Here is an 18,743-nt window from a genome sequence, read left to right as displayed (position 1 = left end):
GATTCCACTTTGCGGTCAGCTGCCAGATCAGAAGATCTGGCAGAGGATCTCACCGCCGACGTTCTGTTCGCGCGCTTCGTGGTCGGCCATAACGCCCTTCGGCGTCGAAAGGATGGCGATGCCGAGGCCGTTGGCGACCTGCGGGATCGACTTGGCCGAGACATAGACGCGGCGGCCGGGCTTCGAGACGCGCTCGATTTCGCGCACGACCGGCGCACCATCGAAATACTTCAGCTCGATCTCGATTTCGGACTTGCCGTTTTCGAAGTCGGTCTGGCTGTAGTCGCGGATATAGCCTTCCGACTTCAGCACGTCGAGAACGCGGGCGCGCAGACGCGAGGCCGGAGTCGAGACGCTCGACTTCTTGCGGCCATAGGCGTTGCGGATGCGGGTCAGCATATCGCCGAGAGGATCGCTCAATGACATCTCAGTGTCTCCTTACCAGCTCGACTTGACCAGGCCCGGGATCTGGCCGGTATTGCCGAGATCACGCAGCGCGATACGCGAAAGCTTGAGCTTGCGATAATAGGCGCGCGGACGGCCGGTAACTTCGCAGCGGTTGCGGATGCGGATCTTGGCCGAATTGCGCGGCAGCGCCGAAAGCTTCAACTGAGCGCGGAAGCGCTCTTCCATCGGCTTCGACTGATCCATGATGATCGCCTTCAGCGCAGCGCGCTTGGGACCGTACTGGTCGGCAAGCTTGCGGCGCCTGTTGTTCTTCTCGACTGAGCTGGTCTTTGCCATTTCAGATTGTTCCTTTTTCGCTGCCGTTACTGGCGGAAGGGGAAGTTGAAGGCCTTGAGCAAAGCTCTCGCCTCGTCGTCCGTCTTCGCCGTCGTACAAACGATGACGTCCATGCCCCAGACCTGATCAACCTTGTCGTAGTTGATCTCCGGGAACACGATGTGCTCCTTGATGCCCATGGCGTAGTTGCCACGACCGTCAAAGCTCTTCGGGTTCAGCCCGCGGAAGTCGCGAACGCGCGGCAGCGCGATGTTCACGAGGCGGTCGAGGAACTCATACATGCGTTCCTTGCGCAGCGTGACCTTGGCGCCGATCGGCATATTCTCACGCACCTTGAAGCCCGCGATCGAGTTGCGGGCGCGGGTGACGACGGCTTTCTGGCCGGCGATCAGCGCGAGATCCTCGGCCGCGACCGAGGGCTTCTTGGAGTCGCCGGTCGCCTCGCCGACACCCATGTTCAGCACGATCTTGTCGATGCGCGGAACCTGCATGTCGTTGTCGTAACCGAACTGCTCCTGCAGCGCCTTGCGGATGGTCTCGTTGTAGACCTTCTTGAGGCGCGGCTCGTTCTTGGCAGTCGCCTGCTTGGTTTCAGCCTTAGCCATTGATGACTTCTCCCGAACGCTTGGCGACGCGCACCTTCTTGCCGTCCTTCTGGATGGTGAAGCCGACGCGGGTCGGCTTGCCGTCCTTGGGGTCGGCCAGCGCGATATTCGACAGGTGGATCGGCGCTTCCTTGGTGATGATCCCGCCCTCTTGGGACTGGGTCTGTTTCTGGTGACGACGGATCATGTTGACGCCGCGCACCAGCGCGGTGTCTTCCTTCGGCTGCACCGACAGGACTTCGCCCGAGCGGCCCTTGTCCTTGCCGGCAAGCACGACGACCTTGTCGCCTTTTTTGATCTTTTGCATTGGTCCGGCTCCTTACAGCACTTCAGGCGCGAGCGAGATGATCTTCATGTGGTTCTTGGCGCGCAGCTCGCGCGGAACCGGTCCGAAGATACGGGTGCCGATCGGCTCTTTCTTATTGTCGACGAGAACGGCCGCGTTCTTGTCGAAACGGATCACGCTGCCGTCCGGGCGGCGGATGTCCTTGGCCGTGCGAACCACGACCGCCTTCATCACATCGCCCTTCTTAACGCGGCCGCGCGGAATGGCTTCCTTGATCGACACCACGATGATGTCGCCGACGGAGGCATACTTCCGCTTCGAGCCGCCCAGCACCTTGATGCACATGACACGACGAGCGCCGGAATTATCCGCGACGTCGAGGTTTGTTTGCATCTGAATCATGACTGGCCGCCTTCTTCTTTTCTAACGGGACAGGCGCGCGACGCCCCTCCCCGGTCTGTCCAAAATTCGTTGTTTACGCCTGATCCGAAGTAATAACGATCCAGCGCTTGTCCTTGGAAATCGGCTTCGATTCCTGGATGAACACCTCGTCGCCGACCTTGTGGGCGTTGGTTTCGTCGTGCGCCTTGTACTTCTTGGTCATGCGCACGGTCTTCTTCATCACCGGATGCGTGAAGCGACGCTCGACCTTGACGACAACCGTCTTCTCGTTCTTGTCGCTGACGACGGTGCCCTGCAGGATACGCTTCGGCATGGTCTTAACCCTTCTTGGCCGCGGCTTTTTCCGCGGCAATGGTCTTAATGCGCGCGATGTCCTTGCGGACCTGCTTCACGCGCGCGGTCTTCTCGAGCTGGCCGGTCGCCTTCTGGAAGCGCAGGTTGAACTGCTCCTTCTTCAGGCTGGCCAGGTCGTCGGTCAGCTGATCCTGGGTCTTGGTCCGGATGTCTTCGGCTTTCATCGTTCAGCCCGTCCTTATTCTGCGATGCGCTGTACGAAGCGCGTCTTGACCGAGAGCTTGGCGGCGCCGAGGCGCAGCGCTTCACGCGCCGTCTCCTCGCTGACACCGTCAATCTCGAACATGATGCGGCCGGGCTTCACGCGCGCCGCCCAGTAGTCGACGGCGCCCTTGCCCTTACCCATGCGGACTTCGGTCGGCTTCGAGGTGACCGGCAGATCAGGGAACACCCGGATCCAGACGCGGCCGGCGCGCTTCATCTCGCGGGTGATCGCGCGGCGGGCCGCCTCGATCTCGCGCGCGGTGACGCGGTTCGGCTCAAGCGCCTTCAGCCCGAAACCGCCGAAATCCAGGTTGGTGCCGCCCTTGGCGGTACCGTGGATACGGCCCTTGAACTGCTTGCGGAACTTTGTGCGCTTTGGCTGCAGCATCGTTCTAACTCCAAATTCTCAAATGTCTCAGGCGTTCTCGCGACGGCGGCCGCGTTCACGCTCACCACCGGCACCGCCGCCGCCATGCGCTGCATCACCTTCGGTGGCGCGACGCTCGGAAGCCATCGGGTCATGCTCGAGGATCTCGCCCTTGAACACCCACACCTTGACGCCGCAGATGCCGTAAGCCGTGTTAGCCTCGGCCGTGCCGTAGTCGACATCGGCGCGCAGCGTGTGCAGCGGCACGCGGCCTTCGCGGTACCACTCCATGCGCGCGATTTCGGCACCGCCGAGACGGCCGGAGCAGTTGATGCGGATGCCTTCGGCGCCGAGACGCATGGCCGACTGAACGGCGCGCTTCATGGCGCGGCGGAACGCGATACGGCGCTCGAGCTGCTGGGCGATCGACTGGGCGATCAGCGTGGCGTCGATTTCCGGCTTGCGCACTTCGACGATGTTGAGATGCGTCTCGGACTTCGTCATCTCGGTCAGCTTCTTGCGCAGCTTCTCGATGTCGGCGCCCTTCTTGCCGATGATCAGGCCCGGACGCGCCGCATGGATGGTGACGCGGCACTTCTTGTGCGGACGCTCGATCACGACCTTGGAGATCGCGGCCTGCTTGAGTTCCTTCTCAAGATACTTGCGGATCTTGATGTCCTCATGCAGCAGCTGGCCGTACTCGCCGGTGTTCGCGAACCAGCGCGAATCCCAGGTGCGGTTGATGCCGAGACGCAGCCCGATCGGATTGACTTTCTGGCCCATTATGCGGCCTCCCCTTTTTCCTCGACTTCACGAACGACGATCGTGAGGTGCGAAAACGGCTTTTCGATACGGCTGGCGCGACCGCGGCCACGAGCGTGGAAACGCTTCATGACGATCGACTTGCCGACATAGGCTTCCGCCACCACCAGCGCATCGACATCGAGGTCGTGGTTGTTTTCCGCGTTGGCGATCGCCGATTCCAGCGTCTTCTTGACCGTGCCGGAAATCCGCTTGGCCGAGAATTCGAGGTCGGAAAGCGCGGTCGCGACCTTCTTGCCGCGGATCAGCGCGGCAACCAGGTTCAGCTTCTGCGGGCTGATACGGATGGTGCGCAGAACGGCGCGCGCCTCGTTGTCAGCAAGCCTGCGCGGAGCTTTGGCCTTGCCCATGATTATTTCCTCTTCGCCTTCTTATCCGCGCCGTGACCGTAATAGGTCCGGGTCGGAGCGAATTCACCGAACTTGTGGCCGACCATGTCCTCGTTCACCGAGACCGGGACGTGCTTCTGGCCGTTGTAGACACCGAAGGTGAGGCCGACGAACTGCGGCAGGATGGTGGAGCGACGGCTCCACATCTTGATCACCTCATTGCGACCGCCTTCACGAACCTTGTCCACCTTCTTGAGAAGGTAGCCGTCGATGAAGGGGCCTTTCCAAATCGAACGAGTCACTTGGCGTTACCTCTTCTTAGCTCTTGCGCTGATGGCGCGAGCGCAGGATGAACTTGTCGGTCGCCTTGTTGGACCGCGTCTTCTTGCCCTTGGTCGGCTTGCCCCAGGGCGAAACCGGATGACGGCCACCCGAGGTGCGGCCTTCGCCGCCGCCATGCGGATGGTCGACCGGGTTCATGGTCACGCCGCGATTGTGCGGGCGCTTGCCGCGCCACACCGTGCGGCCTGCCTTGCCGTCATTGATGTTGCCGTGGTCGGGGTTCGACACCGCGCCGACGGTCGCCATGCAGGAACCGTGCACGACCCGCTGCTCGCCCGAGTTGAGGCGCAGGATCGCCATGCCCTGGTCGCGGCCGACGAGCTGGGCGTAACCGCCAGCCGAACGGGCGACCTGGCCGCCCTTGCCCGGCTTCAGCTCGATGTTGTGGACGATCGTGCCGACCGGCATCGAGGCCAGCGGCATCGCATTGCCCGGCTTCACGTCGACTGCTTCGCCGGCCACGATCTTGTCGCCGGCAGCGAGGCGCTGCGGGGCCAGGATGTAGGACAGCTCGCCGTCGTCATATTTGATCAGCGCGATGAAGGCGGTGCGGTTCGGATCGTATTCGATCCGCTCGACCGTGCCGACGACGTCGTACTTCTTACGCTTGAAGTCGATGATGCGGTACGAACGCTTGTGACCGCCGCCAATGAAGCGGGCCGTGATGCGGCCGTAATTGTTGCGGCCGCCCGACTTGGTCAGGCCTTCGGTCAGGCCCTTGACGGGCTTGCCCTTGTAGAGGCCCGAGCGGTCGACGATGACCAGCTGGCGGGTGCTCGGCGTTACCGGGTTGAATTTCTTAAGTGCCATTGTCCTGTCCTCGCGGCCTTGCTCAGAGACCCGTCGCGACGTCGATCGACTGGCCGTCGGCCAGCGTCACTACCGCCTTCTTGACGTCGCCCTGGCGGCCAACGGTGCCGCGGAAGCGCTTGATCTTGCCCTTGCGGACGAGCGTGTTCACAGCCGTGACCTTGACGCCGAAGAGAGCTTCCACGGCAGCCTTGATTTCCGGCTTCGACGCCTTCTTGGCGACATTGAAGACGACCTGGTTCTGCTCGGAAGCCATGGTCGACTTTTCGGTGATCGCCGGCGAGACGATCACGTCGTAGTGACGAAGGTCGGTCATTTGAAGCGCTCCTCGAGAGCCTCGACGGCGGCCTTGGAAAGGACCAGCGTGCCGCGGCGCAGAATGTCGTAGACGTTGATGCCCTGGATGGGCAGCACGTCGATGTTCGGGATGTTGGTCGCCGCCAGCTTGAAGTTCTGGTCGAGCTCGGCGCCACCGATCACCAGGGCGTTGGTCAGCCCGAGCGTCTCGAGGTTCGCGACCAGCGTCTTGGTCTTGGCCTCGGCAAGCTTCAGCTCGTCGATGACGATGATCGAAGCGCTCTTGGCCTTGGCCGAGAGAGCATGCTTCAAGCCCAGCGCGCGGACCTTCTTCGGCAGTTCATGCTCGTGGCTGCGCACGACCGGGCCGTGCGCCTTGCCGCCGCCGCGGAACTGCGGAGCGCGAGCCGAATGGTGACGGGCGCGGCCCGTACCCTTCTGCTTGTACATCTTGGCGCCGGTGCGCGCGATCTCGGCGCGGCCCTTGGCCTTGTGCGTGCCCTGCTGCTTCTTGGCAAGCTGCCAGCGCACGACGCGCTGCAGGATGTCTTCGCGCGGGTCGAGGCCGAAAATCTCCTCGGAGAGCTTCAGCTCGCCGGCGTCCTTGCCGCCCAGCGTTTTAATCTTGAGGTCCATTATTCCGCTCCCTCAGTAGCCGGGGCTTCGTTCTTGGCGGCAGCGGCACGGATCGCGGCGGGCTTCGGCGCGTTGGCCGGCAGCGCAACCTTGGCGGCGTCGCGAACCAGGATCCAGGCGCCCTTGACGCCGGGGACGGCGCCGCGGATCAGGATCAGGCCGCGGTCTGCGTCGGTCGAGACGACCTCGACATTCTGCGTGGTGACGCGGGTGTCGCCCATATGGCCGGCCATCTTCTTGCCCTTGAACACCTTGCCGGGGTCCTGGCGCTGACCGGTCGAACCGTGTGTGCGGTGCGAGACCGAGTTACCGTGCGTGGCGCGGCCACCACCCATGTGGTGACGCTTGATCACGCCCTGGAAACCCTTACCGGTCGAAGTGCCGGTGACGTCGACCTTCTGGCCGGCGACGAAATGCTCGACGGTCAGCTCGGCGCCGACGTCGATCATGTTGTCGGCGGAGACACGGAACTCCGCGACCTTCGCCTTCGGCTCGACGGAAGCGGCGGCGAAATGGCCGCGCAGCGCCTTCGACGTGTTCTTCACCTTGGCAAGGCCAACGCCGAGCTGGACGGCGGTGTAGCCGTTCTTCTCCTGCGTGCGCTGGGCCACGACCTGGCAGTTCTCCATCTGGAGAACGGTGACGGGAACGTGCTCGCCGGCATCGTTATAGATGCGGGTCATTCCCACCTTCTTTGCAATCACACCTGAACGCATCGGTTCAATTCCTTTAGAGTTCCGGGCCAGGGGCACCGCCCCTTACCGCGCTCTCGTTCCCTTAGAGCTTGATCTCGACGTCGACACCGGCGGCCAGATCGAGCTTCATCAAAGCGTCGACTGTCTGCGGGGTCGGATCGACGATGTCGAGCAGACGCTTGTGCGTGCGCATCTCGAACTGCTCGCGGCTCTTCTTGTCGACGTGGGGCGACCGGTTGACCGTGAATTTTTCGATCCGCGTCGGCAGCGGAATGGGGCCGCGGACGTTGGCGCCGGTGCGCTTGGCGGTCGACACGATTTCGCGCGTCGAGGCGTCGAGCACCCGGTGGTCAAACGCCTTAAGGCGGATGCGGATATTCTGTCCGTTCATGCGTCAATTCCTTGTTCTGGCGCGGCGGGGGCAGCTCCCGCGCCCGCGACAGATCGGTTTCAGTCCAAATTACTCTTTGATGGTGACGACGATGCCGGCACCGACGGTGCGGCCGCCTTCACGGATGGCGAAGCGCAGCTTCTCTTCCATGGCGATCGGCACGATCAGCTCGACGTCGACGGTGATGTTGTCGCCGGGCATCACCATCTCGGTGCCGGCCGGCAGCGTCACGATGCCCGTCACGTCCGTCGTGCGGAAGTAGAACTGCGGACGGTAGTTGGTGAAGAACGGCGTGTGACGGCCACCCTCGTCCTTGGTCAGGATGTAGGCTTCGGCCACGAACTTCTTGTGCGGCTTCACCGAACCGGGCTTGGCCAGAACCTGGCCGCGCTCCACACCTTCACGGTCGACGCCGCGCAAGAGTGCGCCGATGTTGTCGCCGGCCTGGCCCTGGTCGAGCAGCTTGCGGAACATTTCGACGCCCGTGCAGGTCGTCTTGGTGGTCGGACGGATGCCGACGATCTCCAGTTCCTCGCCGACCTTGACGATGCCGCGCTCGACGCGGCCGGTCACCACCGTGCCGCGGCCCGAGATCGAGAACACGTCTTCGATCGGCATCAGGAACGGCTTGTCCAGCGGACGCACCGGCGTCGGGATGTAGGCGTCGACCTGAGCCATCAGCTCGCGGATGGCGTCCTCGCCGATGGTCTTGTTCGAATCTTCCAGAGCGGCCAGAGCCGAGCCCTTGACGATCGGAATGTCGTCGCCGGGGAACTCGTTCTTCGACAGAAGCTCGCGAACCTCGAGCTCGACCAGCTCGAGCAGCTCGGCGTCGTCGACCTGGTCGACCTTGTTCAAAAACACAACGATCGACGGCACGCCGACCTGACGGGCAAGCAGGATGTGCTCGCGGGTCTGCGGCATCGGGCCGTCGGCGGCCGACACAACCAGGATCGCGCCGTCCATCTGGGCAGCGCCGGTGATCATGTTCTTCACATAGTCGGCGTGGCCGGGGCAGTCGACGTGGGCATAGTGACGGTTGGCCGTCTCATACTCGACGTGAGCCGTCGAGATCGTGATGCCGCGCGCCTTCTCTTCGGGTGCTGCGTCGATCTGGTCATAGCGCTTGTATTCGCCAAAATACTTCGTGATCGCCGCCGTCAGCGACGTCTTGCCATGATCGACGTGGCCGATCGTGCCAATGTTCACATGCGGCTTGGTGCGCTCGAATTTACCTTTTGCCATGTGATCTCTCCATTCCTGCTTGCCCGTGCGGGGCTTGAATTAAGGTCTCGTGCAACCCGCTCGAGTTACGCGTACTTCTTCTGGACTTCCTGGGCGACCGCGGTCGGAACCGGCTCGTAGTGGTCGAACTGCATCGTGTACTGGGCGCGGCCCTGCGACATCGAACGCAGATTGTCGACGTACTTGAACATGTTGGCGAGCGGCACCATCGCGTTGATGACGACGGCGACGCCGCGCGCTTCCTGACCCTGGATCTGGCCACGACGGCCGTTGAGGTCGCCGATGACGCCGCCGACATAGTCTTCCGGCGTCACGACCTCGACCTTCATGATCGGCTCGAGCAACTGCACGCCGAGGCGCGGAGCGGCTTCCTTGAAGCAGGCGCGGGAAGCGATTTCGAAGGCCAGCACCGAGGAGTCGACGTCGTGGAAGGCACCGTCGATCAGCGTCGCCTTGACGCCGATCATCGGGAAGCCGGCGAACGGGCCGGAACCCATGACGCTGTTGATGCCCTTCTCGACGCCCGGGATGTATTCCTTCGGAACCGCGCCGCCGACGATCTTGGACTCGAACACGAACTCTTCGCTCTCGGTGTTCGGCTCGAACAGGATCTTGACGCGGGCGAACTGGCCGGTACCGCCGGTCTGCTTCTTGTGCGTGTAGTCCTGCTCGTGTGTGCGGGTGATCGTCTCGCGATAGGCCACCTGCGGAGCGCCGACATTGGCTTCCACCTTGAACTCGCGGCGCATGCGGTCGACGATGATGTCGAGATGCAGCTCGCCCATGCCGGCGATGATGGTCTGGCCCGATTCCTCATCGGTCTTGACGCGGAAGGACGGATCCTCGGCCGCCAGGCGATGCAGCGCGAGGCCCATCTTTTCCTGGTCGTTCTTGGTCTTCGGCTCTATGGCGATCTGGATGACCGGATCGGGGAATTCCATGCGCTCGAGGATGACCGGGTGCAGCGGATCGCACAGCGTGTCGCCGGTGGTCGTGTCCTTGAGGCCAGCCAGGGCGACGATGTCGCCGGCATAGGCTTCCTCGATGTCGGCGCGCGAGTTCGCATGCATCTGCAGCATGCGGCCGATGCGCTCCTTCTTGCCCTTCACGGTGTTGTCGAGCGAGGTGCCCTTGGCGAGCTTGCCCGAATAGATGCGGGCGAAGGTCAGCGAACCGACGAACGGGTCGTTCATGATCTTGAACGCCAGCATCGACAGCGGCTCGTTGTCGTCGGCATGACGCTCGATCTCGGCGTCGGTCTTGGCGTCGACGCCCTTGATCGCCGGCACGTCGATCGGCGACGGCAGGTATTCGACAACGGCGTCGAGCAGCGGCTGCACGCCCTTGTTCTTGAAGGCCGAACCGCAGAACATCGGGAAGAACTTGACCGCGATGGTGCCCTTGCGGATCAGCGCGCGGATCTCGTCGTTCGACGGCATCTTGCCTTCGAGGTAGTTCTCGAGCGCGGTCTCGTCCATCTCGACGGCGGCTTCGATCATCTTCTCGCGATACTGCTCGGCCTTGGCCTTGAGGTCGGCCGGGATCTCGACGACGTCCCAGGCGGCGCCCAGGGTCTCGTCGCGCCAGACCAGTGCGTTCATCTCGACCAGGTCGACGACGCCCTTGAACTCGGTCTCGGCGCCGATTGGCAGCTGCATGACGACGGCCTGCGCGCCGAGGCGCGAACCGATCATCTCTTCCGAGCGGTAGAAGTCGGCACCGATCTTGTCCATCTTGTTGCAGAAGATCATGCGCGGCACGTGGTACTTGTCGGCCTGGCGCCACACGGTCTCGGTCTGCGGCTCGACACCGGCGTTGGCGTCGAGCAGCGCGATGGCGCCGTCGAGTACGCGCAGCGAACGCTCGACTTCGATGGTGAAGTCGACGTGTCCGGGGGTGTCGATGATGTTGAAGCGGCGCATCTTGCCGTCACGACCCTTCCAGAAGGTCGTGGTCGCGGCCGACGTGATGGTGATGCCGCGTTCCTGCTCCTGCTCCATCCAGTCCATGGTGGCAGCGCCGTCATGGACTTCGCCGATCTTGTGCGACTTGCCCGTGTAATACAGGACGCGCTCGGTCGTCGTCGTCTTGCCGGCGTCGATATGCGCCATGATACCGAAATTGCGGTAGTCTTCGATTTTGTATTCGCGGGCCATGGGAGGTGCCTCTCAGTCTCGTTCGCGTTACCAGCGGTAATGCGCGAAGGCGCGGTTGGCTTCCGCCATCTTGTGGGTGTCTTCACGCTTCTTGACGGCGGTGCCGCGGTTGTTGGCCGCGTCCATCAGCTCGCCCGAGAGGCGGTCGACCATGGTGGTCTCGTTGCGGTTGCGAGCGGCAGCGATCAGCCAGCGGATGGCCAGCGCCTGACGGCGCTCGGGGCGCACGTCGACCGGAACCTGGTAGGTGGCGCCGCCAACGCGACGCGAGCGCACTTCCACATGCGGCGCGACATTGTCGAGCGCCTGATGGAAGACGGTGACCGGCTCCTGCTTGGTCTTCGACTGGACCTGGTCCAGCGCGCCGTAGACGATGGTCTCGGCAACCGACTTCTTGCCGTCATACATGACGGCGTTCATGAACTTGGTGACGACGAGATCGCCGAACTTGGGGTCCGGATTGATCTCACGCTTTTCTGCACTGTGACGACGGGACATCGGAAAACCCTTACTTCGGACGCTTGGCGCCGTATTTCGAACGACGCTGCTTGCGGTTCTTCACACCCTGCGTGTCGAGCACGCCGCGGATGATGTGGTAGCGGACGCCCGGCAGATCCTTGACGCGGCCGCCGCGGATCATGACCACCGAGTGCTCCTGAAGATTGTGACCTTCGCCGGGGATGTAGCCGATCACTTCAAAGCCGTTGGTCAGGCGAATCTTGGCCACCTTGCGCAGCGCCGAGTTCGGCTTCTTCGGCGTCGTGGTGTAGACGCGCGTGCAGACGCCCCGCTTCTGCGGGTTCTGCTGCATGGCCGGGACCTTGTTTCGCTTCACCGGCGCCAGGCGCGGCTTGCGGATCAGCTGGTTGACGGTAGGCATTAAACCCTCTTGTCTCTCAATTCCGTGTCTGCCCTGTCAGGGCCGCTCAAAGCGCCATTTCCATACGCAAATTCGGGCAAAACACCGCGTCTCGCGGTCCTGCCCGAACAAATTGCAGAGGAAGCGGAAGCCGCTTCATGCGCGCCGGAAATGTCTTTTCGCTCGTAAAACGAACCCTGTTTGAGACAAACTCCAAGGCGTGTCGCCTCGGAAAGGCTGGTCTCACATCGGTTCTGACGTGGCGGCTTCTACTCGTATGACCATTGCCCGTCAACCCCGGAGGCACAAATATTGCGCTCAATTCGGGTCTTGGCAGCCATGCGGAAAACGCATGTAATTTTCTTGCGCCTTTTTTCAAGAGCGGGGAAGAAAGTGACCGGGTTTCGGCTGTCTTCCATGCTGGCTTCATGCCAAAAGGCGGCCTAAGCCGGTTCCATCCCCCGGCAAACGAGGAATCAGCCCGTGAACGACAATGAAGAACGTCCGGTCACCATCATCACCGGACGGGTCTGGAAAAAGAAGGGCGGCAAGCCGGAAGGCGTCCATGTGATGCTGGTGGCGCCCGACGATGATTCTGCCGTTCGCCGCGCGCTCGAATCGCTGGCCGCCGAAGGATATGCGGAAGCCGAGCTCGACCAGATCGGCGACATGGAGGGCGAGCCCGACGACGAGCCGCATCTGTCGGCATACCAGGGCGCGCTCGAAGGCGAAGTCTCGATCGTCACTTTCGAAGAGCCGATCTAAATTCAGGCGTGCGACGGCGACCCCTCGGCTTGCCCCGGCAATTCTCTCCTACCTAGAACAGCCCCTCTTCCATTCTCGGAGTTCCCATGACCAGCAACGCAATCAAGCTCGGCATCGTCGGCGTGGGAAAGATCGTGCGCGACCAGCATCTGCCGGCCGTCGCCAAGGACGGCGACTTCCAGCTTGCCGCCGCGGCCAGCCGCCATGGCAAAGTCGACGGCATTCCAAACTATCCGACGATCGAGGCGATGCTTGCCGCCGAGCCCGGTCTCGACGCCGTCTCGCTCTGCATGCCGCCGCAATTTCGCTATGACGCGGCGCGCACGGCGCTGGAAGCGAAGAAGCATGTGTTTCTCGAAAAGCCGCCGGGCGCCACCGTCAGCGAGGTCGAGCATCTCAAGGCGCTGGCCGACAAGAACGGCGTCTCGCTGTTCGCCAGCTGGCATTCGCGCTATGCGCCGGCGGTCGAGGCCGCGCGCGCCTTCCTCACCAGGGCCAAGATCAGTTCCGCCGCCATCAACTGGAAGGAAGACGTGCGCCGCTGGCATCCGAACCAGGAGTGGATCTGGCAGCCGGGCGGTTTTGGGGTCTTCGATCCGGGCATCAACGCGCTGTCGATCGTCACCCACATCCTGCCTGCGATGTTCATCACCTCGGCCGTGCTCGATTTCCCGGAGAACCGCGCAGCACCGGTCGCGGCGCATGTCGTCTTCCGGACCTCGACAGGACTGCCGGTGACGATGGAGCTCGACTGGCTGCAGACCGGCCCGCAGAGCTGGGACATCGTCGCCGAGACCGACAAGGGCAAGATGGTGCTGTCGGGCGGCGGTTCGAAGCTCGCCATCGACGGCACGATCGTCCATGACGAGCCGGAAGCCGAATATCCGATGCTATACAAGCGCTTCGCCGAGATCGTTCGCGCGGGCACTTCCGATGTCGATCTCGCGCCGCTGCAGCATGTTGCGGATGCCTTCATGCTGGGTAAGCGCAATGTGGTCCAGGCGTTCTTCGATTGAGTTGTGCGTACGAAGGGGATCGCACGCTCGTGCCAGGTCGACCCCCACTCCGTCTCGGCTTCGCCGAGCCACCTCTCCCCCGATCGACGGGGTAGAGGAAAGGCGCCAGGCTTTTTTGCCGTCAACGCTCGTCCAGCAAAGCTCCCTTCCTTTCCCTCCGGAGGGGGAAAGGTGGCGCTGCGAAGCAGCGACGGATTGGGGGAAGCCGGTCGTCAAACGACCAGCCGATGACGAGCGAGCACGATCACTTGACGATCGCGATCGCAAATCCATCATAGCCCTTGGCGCCGACGGTCTGGATGGCGGTGCCGTCCAGACGCTTGTCGTTGCCGATGAAGGAGAACGCGGCACGGGCGCCATCGACATTGGCATCGCCGCTATTCTGCTTCACGACGGCACCGTCACGAACAACGTTGTCGCAGACGATCACCGTGCCTGAGCGCGACAGCTTCATCGCCCAGTCGAGATAGCTCGGATTGTTCGGCTTGTCGGCATCGATGAAGATGAGATCGAACGGACCGGCATTTTCGCCCCCGAGCGCGGCGAGCGACTGCAGCGCCGGGCCGACGCGCAGGTCAACCTTGTCCGCCACCCCTGCCCGCTCAAAGTTCGAACGCGCGACCTTGGCGTGGTGCGGATCGAGTTCCAGCGTCACCACCTTGCCGTCCGCCGGCAGTCCCCTGGCCATCCAGATCGTCGAATAGCCGCCGAGCGTGCCCACCTCCAGCACCTTTTTCGAGCCATGGATGCGCACCAGCAGCGACAGGAGCTTGCCCTGCGCGGCCGAAACGTCGATCGCCGGCAGACCCTGGTCGCGGTTCGCCGCCAGCACTGCATCCAGCACCGGGTCCGCCCTGAAAAGCGATGAAACGATGTAGTCATCGACAACCGTCCAAGTCTTGCTGCTCATGGTTCTATCTCTCCGTTTAACGCAATTCCGGACGGCAGATCGTTTCACACTTTTCCTGGAATTGCCGCTCGTTGCATGAAGCCAAAAAGCGAAAAGGGGCCACGTGGGCCCCTTTTCTTGGTTGTCATTTCATGCCGCTTACTGCGCGGCGTTGACCATGTCTGTCAGCATCGGGTCGGCGACCTCGACACCGGAGGCCTTGCGGCGCTCGTCGATGATGAGCTCGTCGCGCGAGGTGGCGATGCGCCTGATCTGGCTCATCGTGCCGCCCGTGCCGGCCGGGATCAGACGGCCGACGATGACGTTTTCCTTAAGGCCCTGCAGCATGTCGGTCTTGCCGGCAACCGCAGCCTCGGTCAGCACCCTGGTCGTCTCCTGGAAGGAGGCGGCCGAGATGAAGGACGGCGTCTGCAGCGAAGCCTTGGTGATGCCGAGCAGCACCGGCTGGCCTTCGGCCGGCTTCTTGCCGTCCTCGATCAGCCGCTCGTTGACCTCCTCCAGCTCGATCACGTCGACATGGTCGCCCGGGATGTAGGTCGAGTCGCCCTGCGTGGTAATCTCGACCTTCTGCAGCATCTGGCGAACGATCACCTCGATGTGCTTGTCGTTGATCGACACGCCTTGCAGTCGGTAGACCTCCTGGATTTCGTTGACGAGGTAGGAGGCAAGCGCCTCCACGCCCTTGATCGCCAGGATGTCGTGCGGCGCCGGATTGCCGTCGAGGATGTAGTCGCCCTTCTCGATGACGTCGCCGTCCTGCAGATGGAACGGCTTGCCCTTCGGGATCAGGTACTCCACCGGCTCCAGCGTCGAGTCATGCGGCTCGATGATGATGCGGCGCTTGTTCTTGTAGTCGCGGCCGAAGCGGATCGTGCCATCGATCTCGGCGATGATGGCGTGATCCTTCGGACGGCGAGCCTCGAACAGTTCGGCCACGCGCGGCAGACCACCGGTAATGTCCTTGGTCTTGGCGCTTTCCATCGGGATACGCGCCAGCACGTCGCCGGGCTTCACATGGGCGCCCGGCTCGACCGAGAGAATGGCCTCGACCGAGAGCAGGAAGCGGGCATCGCCGCCCTTCGACAGCTTGCCGACCTTGCCCTTGGCGTCCTGAACGACGATCGCCGGCTTCAGGTCGCTGCCGCGCGGCGTCGAACGCCAGTCGATGACCTCGCGCTTGGTGATGCCGGTCGACTCGTCGGCCGTTTCCTGAACGGAGATGCCGTCGACCAGATCCTCGAACGCCACCCTGCCCTCGATTTCGGTGAGGATCGGGCGGGTATAGGGATCCCACTCGGCGATACGCTGGCCGCGCTTCACCTTGTCGCCATCGTCCACGAAGATACGCGAACCATAGGCGACGCGGTGCGTTGCGCGCTCCTTGCCGGTCTCATCGAGGATGAGCACCGCCATGTTGCGGCCCATGACCATCTGCTGGCCTTCCGAGTTGCGCACCACGTTGCGGTTGCGGATCTGCACCTTGCCCTCGTAGGAGGCCTCAAGGAACGAACTATCCACCACCTGCGCCGTACCGCCCATGTGGAAGGTACGCATGGTGAGCTGGGTGCCCGGCTCGCCGATCGACTGCGCCGCGATGACGCCGACGGCTTCGCCCTGGTTGACGGGCGTGCCGCGGGCAAGATCGCGACCGTAGCAGACCGCGCACACGCCGGTCCTGACCTCGCAGGTCAGCGCCGAACGGATGCGGACCGACTGCACGCCGGCCTTTTCGATCTGCTCCACATCGCGCTCGTCCATCAGCGTGCCGGCCTTGACCAGCAACTCGCCGGAGACCGGATGGTTGATGTCGTCGAGCGCGGTGCGGCCCAGCACGCGCTGGCCGACCGAGGCGACGATCTGACCGGCATCGACGATCGGCTGCATGGTGAGGCCCTTGTCGGTCCCGCAATCCACGGAGTTGACGATGCAGTCCTGCGCCACGTCGACCAGACGGCGGGTCAGGTAACCCGAGTTCGCCGTCTTCAAGGCGGTGTCGGCCAGACCCTTGCGGGCGCCGTGGGTCGAGTTGAAATACTCGAGCACGGTGAGGCCTTCCTTGAAGTTCGAGATGATCGGCGTCTCGATGATCTCGCCCGACGGCTTGGCCATCAGGCCGCGCATGCCGGCGAGCTGACGCATCTGGGTGGGCGAACCGCGCGCACCCGAATGCGACATCATGTAGATCGAGTTCATCGGCTTCTGACGGCCGTTGTCCTCGAATTCCACCGCCTTGATGCGCGCCATCATCTCGTCGGCGACCTTTTCCGAGCACTTGGCCCAGGCGTCGACGACCTTGTTGTACTTCTCGCCCTGGGTGATCAGGCCGTCATTGTACTGCTGCTCGTATTCCTTGGCCAAAGCCTCGGTCTCGGACACAAGCTTCAGCTTGGTGTCCGGGATCAGCATGTCGTCCTTGCCGAACGAAATGCCGGCACGGCAAGCATGGGCGAAGCCGAGCGCCATGATGCGATCGCAGAAGATGACCGTCTCTTTCTGACCGCAGTGGCGGTAGACGGTGTCGATCATCTTGGAGATGTTCTTCTTGGTCATCTCCTGGTTGGCGGTCTCATAAGGCACGTTGACGTTCTTCGGCAGAAGCTCGCCGATGATCATGCGGCCAGGCGTGGTGTCGTAGATCTTCGACACGACGTTGCCTTCGGCGTCGACGGTGCGGAAGCGGCCCTTGATCTTGGCGTGCAGCGTCACGGCCTTGGTCTCCAGCGCATGCTGGAGCTCGCCCATGTCGGCAAACACCATGCCTTCGCCCGGCTCGTTCTGGTTGACGATCGAGAGATAGTAGAGACCGAGGACCATGTCCTGCGACGGCACGATGATCGGCGCGCCGGAGGCCGGGTGCAGGATGTTGTTGGTCGACATCATCAGCACGCGGGCTTCCAACTGCGCTTCCAAGGACAGCGGCACGTGGACCGCCATCTGGTCACCGTCGAAGTCGGCGTTGAAGGCCGTGCAGACCAGCGGATGCAGCTGGATCGCCTTGCCTTCGATCAGGATCGGCTCGAACGCCTGGATGCCCAGGCGGTGCAGCGTCGGCGCGCGGTTCAGCAGCACCGGATGCTCGCGGATGACCTCGTCGAGGATATCCCAAACCTCCGGACGCTCCTTCTCGACCAGCTTCTTGGCCTGCTTGACGGTCGAGGAGAAACCCTTGGCGTCGAGGCGGGCGTAGATGAAGGGCTTGAACAGCTCCAGCGCCATCTTCTTCGGCAGGCCGCACTGATGCAGCTTGAGCTCCGGACCGGTCACGATGACCGAGCGGCCGGAATAGTCGACGCGTTTGCCGAGCAGGTTCTGGCGGAACCGGCCCTGCTTGCCCTTCAGCATGTCGGACAGCGACTTCAGCGGACGCTTGTTGGCGCCGGTTATGACGCGGCCGCGACGGCCGTTGTCGAACAGCGCGTCGACGGCTTCCTGCAGCATGCGCTTTTCATTGCGCACGATGATGCCGGGGGCGCGCAGCTCGATCAGCCGCTTGAGGCGGTTGTTGCGGTTGATGACGCGGCGATAGAGGTCGTTGAGGTCGGACGTCGCGAAACGGCCGCCGTCCAGAGGGACCAGCGGGCGCAGGTCCGGCGGGATCACCGGAACCACCTTCATGATCATCCATTCCGGACGGTTGCCGGATTCCATGAAGTTCTCGACGACCTTGAGCCGCTTCAGATACTTCTTCTGCTTGAGCTCCGACGTGGTCGAAGCCAGCTCCGAACGCAGGTCGCCGGCGATCTTCTCCAGGTCCATGCCGGCAAGAAGGTCATGGATGGCCTCGGCGCCGATCATGGCGGTGAAGGAATCCTCGCCATACTCGTCGACGGCCAGCATGTACTCTTCCTCGCTGAGCAGCTGGTGCTCCTTCAGCGCGGTGAGGCCGGGCTCGGTGACGATGTAGTTCTCGAAGTAGAGCACCCGCTCGATGTCCTTCAAGGTCATGTCGAGCAGCGTGCCGATGCGCGAGGGCAGCGACTTCAGGAACCAGATATGGGCGACGGGCGCGGCGAGCTCGATATGGCCCATGCGCTCGCGGCGAACGCGCGACAGCGTGACTTCAACGCCGCACTTTTCGCAGATGACGCCCTTGTACTTCATGCGCTTGTACTTGCCGCACAGGCACTCATAGTCCTTGATCGGGCCAAAAATGCGCGCGCAGAACAGGCCGTCACGCTCGGGCTTGAACGTGCGGTAGTTGATGGTCTCCGGCTTCTTGATCTCGCCGAACGACCAGGACAGAATCTTCTCTGGGCTGGCAAGCGAGATCCGGATGGAATCGAACACCTGCGCAGGCGCCTGCGGGTTGAAGAGATTCATGACCTCTTGGTTCATGCCGTTCTCCTTTTCGGGGTCCTCGATAACCCCTTGCATCGATCGCGGACGAAATGTCCGCAGAATGGCCGGCTAGCCGGCCGAAGACTTCTTGGTTGAGCATGACCTTGTCCGAAAACCGGTGGCCACTTTTCGGGGTCATGCTCGGGGCGGGGGGGGGGGGGGGGGGGGGG

At 62.9% G+C, this 18,743-nt stretch carries 24 protein-coding genes; 2 read left to right on the top strand and 22 right to left on the bottom strand.

All coding sequences use genetic code 11. The annotated features are described in order from the left end of the window. Nucleotides 1-27: 27 nt before the first annotated feature. The 20 genes from rpsH to rpsL all read right to left on the bottom strand — a co-directional run bounded on the left by rpsH (nt 28) and on the right by rpsL (nt 11,565). Nucleotides 28-426, bottom strand: a complete 399-nt coding sequence (gene rpsH, locus FJ988_RS06210) for a 30S ribosomal protein S8 (protein ID WP_040994628.1) — start codon at nt 424-426, stop codon at nt 28-30. Between the two features lie 12 nt (nt 427-438). Further along, a complete protein-coding gene (gene rpsN, locus FJ988_RS06205) occupies nt 439-744 on the bottom strand; it encodes a 30S ribosomal protein S14 (RefSeq protein ID WP_140815879.1) in 306 nt (101 codons plus the stop codon). A gap of 26 nt (nt 745-770) precedes the next feature. Next, nucleotides 771-1,349, bottom strand: a complete 579-nt coding sequence (gene rplE / locus FJ988_RS06200; RefSeq protein WP_140815878.1) for a 50S ribosomal protein L5 — start codon at nt 1,347-1,349, stop codon at nt 771-773. Continuing rightward, a complete protein-coding gene (gene rplX, locus FJ988_RS06195) occupies nt 1,342-1,656 on the bottom strand; it encodes a 50S ribosomal protein L24 (protein ID WP_140815877.1) in 315 nt (104 codons plus the stop codon). Before rplX ends, rplE begins: the two co-directional genes overlap by 8 nt. Before the next feature lie 12 nt (nt 1,657-1,668). Further along, entirely contained in the window at nt 1,669-2,037 is a 369-nt protein-coding gene (gene rplN, locus FJ988_RS06190; protein ID WP_006205457.1) for a 50S ribosomal protein L14, read from the bottom strand. Between the two features lie 73 nt (nt 2,038-2,110). Next, complete coding sequence (gene rpsQ / locus FJ988_RS06185; RefSeq protein ID WP_140815876.1) at nt 2,111-2,350, bottom strand: 30S ribosomal protein S17; 240 nt, start codon at nt 2,348-2,350, stop codon at nt 2,111-2,113. Between the two features lie 4 nt (nt 2,351-2,354). Continuing rightward, complete coding sequence (gene rpmC, locus FJ988_RS06180; RefSeq protein ID WP_140701052.1) at nt 2,355-2,555, bottom strand: 50S ribosomal protein L29; 201 nt, start codon at nt 2,553-2,555, stop codon at nt 2,355-2,357. Between the two features lie 14 nt (nt 2,556-2,569). Further along, nucleotides 2,570-2,983 carry a 50S ribosomal protein L16 gene (rplP, locus tag FJ988_RS06175; RefSeq protein WP_027170364.1) on the bottom strand — a complete coding sequence of 138 codons (414 nt, stop codon included), beginning with the start codon at nt 2,981-2,983 and terminating at the stop codon, nt 2,570-2,572. A gap of 27 nt (nt 2,984-3,010) precedes the next feature. Next, a complete protein-coding gene (rpsC, locus tag FJ988_RS06170; protein ID WP_140815875.1) occupies nt 3,011-3,745 on the bottom strand; it encodes a 30S ribosomal protein S3 in 735 nt (244 codons plus the stop codon). Further along, the gene (gene rplV / locus FJ988_RS06165) at nt 3,745-4,134 is read right to left on the bottom strand and encodes a 50S ribosomal protein L22 (protein ID WP_010909277.1); all 390 of its coding nucleotides are present in this window, start codon (nt 4,132-4,134) and stop codon (nt 3,745-3,747) included. The genes rpsC and rplV overlap by 1 nt, the downstream gene beginning before the upstream one ends. A gap of 2 nt (nt 4,135-4,136) precedes the next feature. After that, on the bottom strand, nt 4,137-4,415 hold the full coding sequence (gene rpsS / locus FJ988_RS06160) for a 30S ribosomal protein S19 (RefSeq protein ID WP_015317982.1): 279 nt from the start codon (nt 4,413-4,415) through the stop codon (nt 4,137-4,139). Nucleotides 4,416-4,431: 16 nt separating this feature from the next. Continuing rightward, entirely contained in the window at nt 4,432-5,265 is an 834-nt protein-coding gene (gene rplB, locus FJ988_RS06155) for a 50S ribosomal protein L2 (RefSeq protein WP_095818138.1), read from the bottom strand. 22 nt (nt 5,266-5,287) lie between these two features. Continuing rightward, nucleotides 5,288-5,581, bottom strand: a complete 294-nt coding sequence (locus FJ988_RS06150; protein ID WP_040983033.1) for a 50S ribosomal protein L23 — start codon at nt 5,579-5,581, stop codon at nt 5,288-5,290. Further along, entirely contained in the window at nt 5,578-6,198 is a 621-nt protein-coding gene (gene rplD, locus FJ988_RS06145; RefSeq protein ID WP_140815874.1) for a 50S ribosomal protein L4, read from the bottom strand. Before rplD ends, FJ988_RS06150 begins: the two co-directional genes overlap by 4 nt. Further along, the gene (gene rplC, locus FJ988_RS06140) at nt 6,198-6,914 is read right to left on the bottom strand and encodes a 50S ribosomal protein L3 (RefSeq protein WP_140815873.1); all 717 of its coding nucleotides are present in this window, start codon (nt 6,912-6,914) and stop codon (nt 6,198-6,200) included. The genes rplD and rplC overlap by 1 nt, the downstream gene beginning before the upstream one ends. A 61-nt stretch (nt 6,915-6,975) precedes the next feature. Beyond that, a complete protein-coding gene (rpsJ, locus tag FJ988_RS06135) occupies nt 6,976-7,284 on the bottom strand; it encodes a 30S ribosomal protein S10 (protein WP_006205468.1) in 309 nt (102 codons plus the stop codon). Between the two features lie 69 nt (nt 7,285-7,353). Beyond that, nucleotides 7,354-8,529 carry an elongation factor Tu gene (gene tuf / locus FJ988_RS06130; RefSeq protein WP_112099610.1) on the bottom strand — a complete coding sequence of 392 codons (1,176 nt, stop codon included), beginning with the start codon at nt 8,527-8,529 and terminating at the stop codon, nt 7,354-7,356. Nucleotides 8,530-8,594: 65 nt separating this feature from the next. Beyond that, complete coding sequence (gene fusA, locus FJ988_RS06125) at nt 8,595-10,685, bottom strand: elongation factor G (protein WP_140815872.1); 2,091 nt, start codon at nt 10,683-10,685, stop codon at nt 8,595-8,597. Between the two features lie 27 nt (nt 10,686-10,712). After that, nucleotides 10,713-11,183 carry a 30S ribosomal protein S7 gene (gene rpsG / locus FJ988_RS06120; protein WP_112099612.1) on the bottom strand — a complete coding sequence of 157 codons (471 nt, stop codon included), beginning with the start codon at nt 11,181-11,183 and terminating at the stop codon, nt 10,713-10,715. A 10-nt stretch (nt 11,184-11,193) separates the two neighbouring features. After that, entirely contained in the window at nt 11,194-11,565 is a 372-nt protein-coding gene (rpsL, locus tag FJ988_RS06115; protein WP_006202128.1) for a 30S ribosomal protein S12, read from the bottom strand. 462 nt (nt 11,566-12,027) lie between these two features. On the opposite strand from rpsL, the gene FJ988_RS06105 reads away from it, so the two are divergent. Together FJ988_RS06105 and FJ988_RS06100 are read left to right on the top strand one after the other, a co-directional pair. Beyond that, entirely contained in the window at nt 12,028-12,309 is a 282-nt protein-coding gene (locus tag FJ988_RS06105; RefSeq protein ID WP_095765518.1) for a transcriptional regulator, read from the top strand. A gap of 86 nt (nt 12,310-12,395) precedes the next feature. Next, a complete protein-coding gene (locus FJ988_RS06100; protein ID WP_140815870.1) occupies nt 12,396-13,325 on the top strand; it encodes a Gfo/Idh/MocA family protein in 930 nt (309 codons plus the stop codon). A gap of 244 nt (nt 13,326-13,569) precedes the next feature. On the opposite strand, the gene FJ988_RS06095 is transcribed toward FJ988_RS06100, so the two are convergent. Then, nucleotides 13,570-14,235, bottom strand: coding sequence for an O-methyltransferase (locus FJ988_RS06095; RefSeq protein ID WP_140815869.1), 666 nt, complete (start codon nt 14,233-14,235; stop codon nt 13,570-13,572). Nucleotides 14,236-14,373: 138 nt separating this feature from the next. Then, nucleotides 14,374-18,570, bottom strand: coding sequence for a DNA-directed RNA polymerase subunit beta' (gene rpoC, locus FJ988_RS06090; protein WP_140815868.1), 4,197 nt, complete (start codon nt 18,568-18,570; stop codon nt 14,374-14,376). Nucleotides 18,571-18,743: the final 173 nt, after the last annotated feature.

The sequence above is a fragment of the Mesorhizobium sp. CU3 genome (assembly GCF_006442965.1).
In the GTDB taxonomy this organism is placed as follows: Bacteria; Pseudomonadota; Alphaproteobacteria; order Rhizobiales; family Rhizobiaceae; genus Mesorhizobium.
This window is presented reverse-complemented; position numbering and strand designations above follow the sequence as displayed.

Bases quoted from the DNA above. Each gene is read 5' to 3' on its own strand.
- rpsH (WP_040994628.1), bottom strand. From the start codon at position 426: ATGTCATTGAGCGATCCTCTCGGCGATATGCTGACCCGCATCCGCAAC.
- tuf (WP_112099610.1), bottom strand. From the start codon at position 8,529: ATGGCAAAAGGTAAATTCGAGCGCACCAAGCCGCATGTGAACATTGGC.
- rpsC (WP_140815875.1), bottom strand. From the start codon at position 3,745: ATGGGCCAGAAAGTCAATCCGATCGGGCTGCGTCTCGGCATCAACCGC.
- rpmC (WP_140701052.1), bottom strand. From the start codon at position 2,555: ATGAAAGCCGAAGACATCCGGACCAAGACCCAGGATCAGCTGACCGAC.
- rpsJ (WP_006205468.1), bottom strand. From the start codon at position 7,284: ATGAACGGACAGAATATCCGCATCCGCCTTAAGGCGTTTGACCACCGG.
- FJ988_RS06150 (WP_040983033.1), bottom strand. From the start codon at position 5,581: ATGACCGACCTTCGTCACTACGACGTGATCGTCTCGCCGGCGATCACC.
- rpoC (WP_140815868.1), bottom strand. From the start codon at position 18,570: ATGAACCAAGAGGTCATGAATCTCTTCAACCCGCAGGCGCCTGCGCAG.
- rplD (WP_140815874.1), bottom strand. From the start codon at position 6,198: ATGGACCTCAAGATTAAAACGCTGGGCGGCAAGGACGCCGGCGAGCTG.
- rplB (WP_095818138.1), bottom strand. From the start codon at position 5,265: ATGGCACTTAAGAAATTCAACCCGGTAACGCCGAGCACCCGCCAGCTG.
- rplE (WP_140815878.1), bottom strand. From the start codon at position 1,349: ATGGCTAAGGCTGAAACCAAGCAGGCGACTGCCAAGAACGAGCCGCGC.
- rpsQ (WP_140815876.1), bottom strand. From the start codon at position 2,350: ATGCCGAAGCGTATCCTGCAGGGCACCGTCGTCAGCGACAAGAACGAG.
- rpsN (WP_140815879.1), bottom strand. From the start codon at position 744: ATGGCAAAGACCAGCTCAGTCGAGAAGAACAACAGGCGCCGCAAGCTT.
- rplV (WP_010909277.1), bottom strand. From the start codon at position 4,134: ATGGGCAAGGCCAAAGCTCCGCGCAGGCTTGCTGACAACGAGGCGCGC.
- rpsL (WP_006202128.1), bottom strand. From the start codon at position 11,565: ATGCCTACCGTCAACCAGCTGATCCGCAAGCCGCGCCTGGCGCCGGTG.
- fusA (WP_140815872.1), bottom strand. From the start codon at position 10,685: ATGGCCCGCGAATACAAAATCGAAGACTACCGCAATTTCGGTATCATG.
- rplX (WP_140815877.1), bottom strand. From the start codon at position 1,656: ATGCAAAAGATCAAAAAAGGCGACAAGGTCGTCGTGCTTGCCGGCAAG.
- FJ988_RS06100 (WP_140815870.1), top strand. From the start codon at position 12,396: ATGACCAGCAACGCAATCAAGCTCGGCATCGTCGGCGTGGGAAAGATC.
- FJ988_RS06095 (WP_140815869.1), bottom strand. From the start codon at position 14,235: ATGAGCAGCAAGACTTGGACGGTTGTCGATGACTACATCGTTTCATCG.
- rplN (WP_006205457.1), bottom strand. From the start codon at position 2,037: ATGATTCAGATGCAAACAAACCTCGACGTCGCGGATAATTCCGGCGCT.
- rpsG (WP_112099612.1), bottom strand. From the start codon at position 11,183: ATGTCCCGTCGTCACAGTGCAGAAAAGCGTGAGATCAATCCGGACCCC.
- rplC (WP_140815873.1), bottom strand. From the start codon at position 6,914: ATGCGTTCAGGTGTGATTGCAAAGAAGGTGGGAATGACCCGCATCTAT.
- rplP (WP_027170364.1), bottom strand. From the start codon at position 2,983: ATGCTGCAGCCAAAGCGCACAAAGTTCCGCAAGCAGTTCAAGGGCCGT.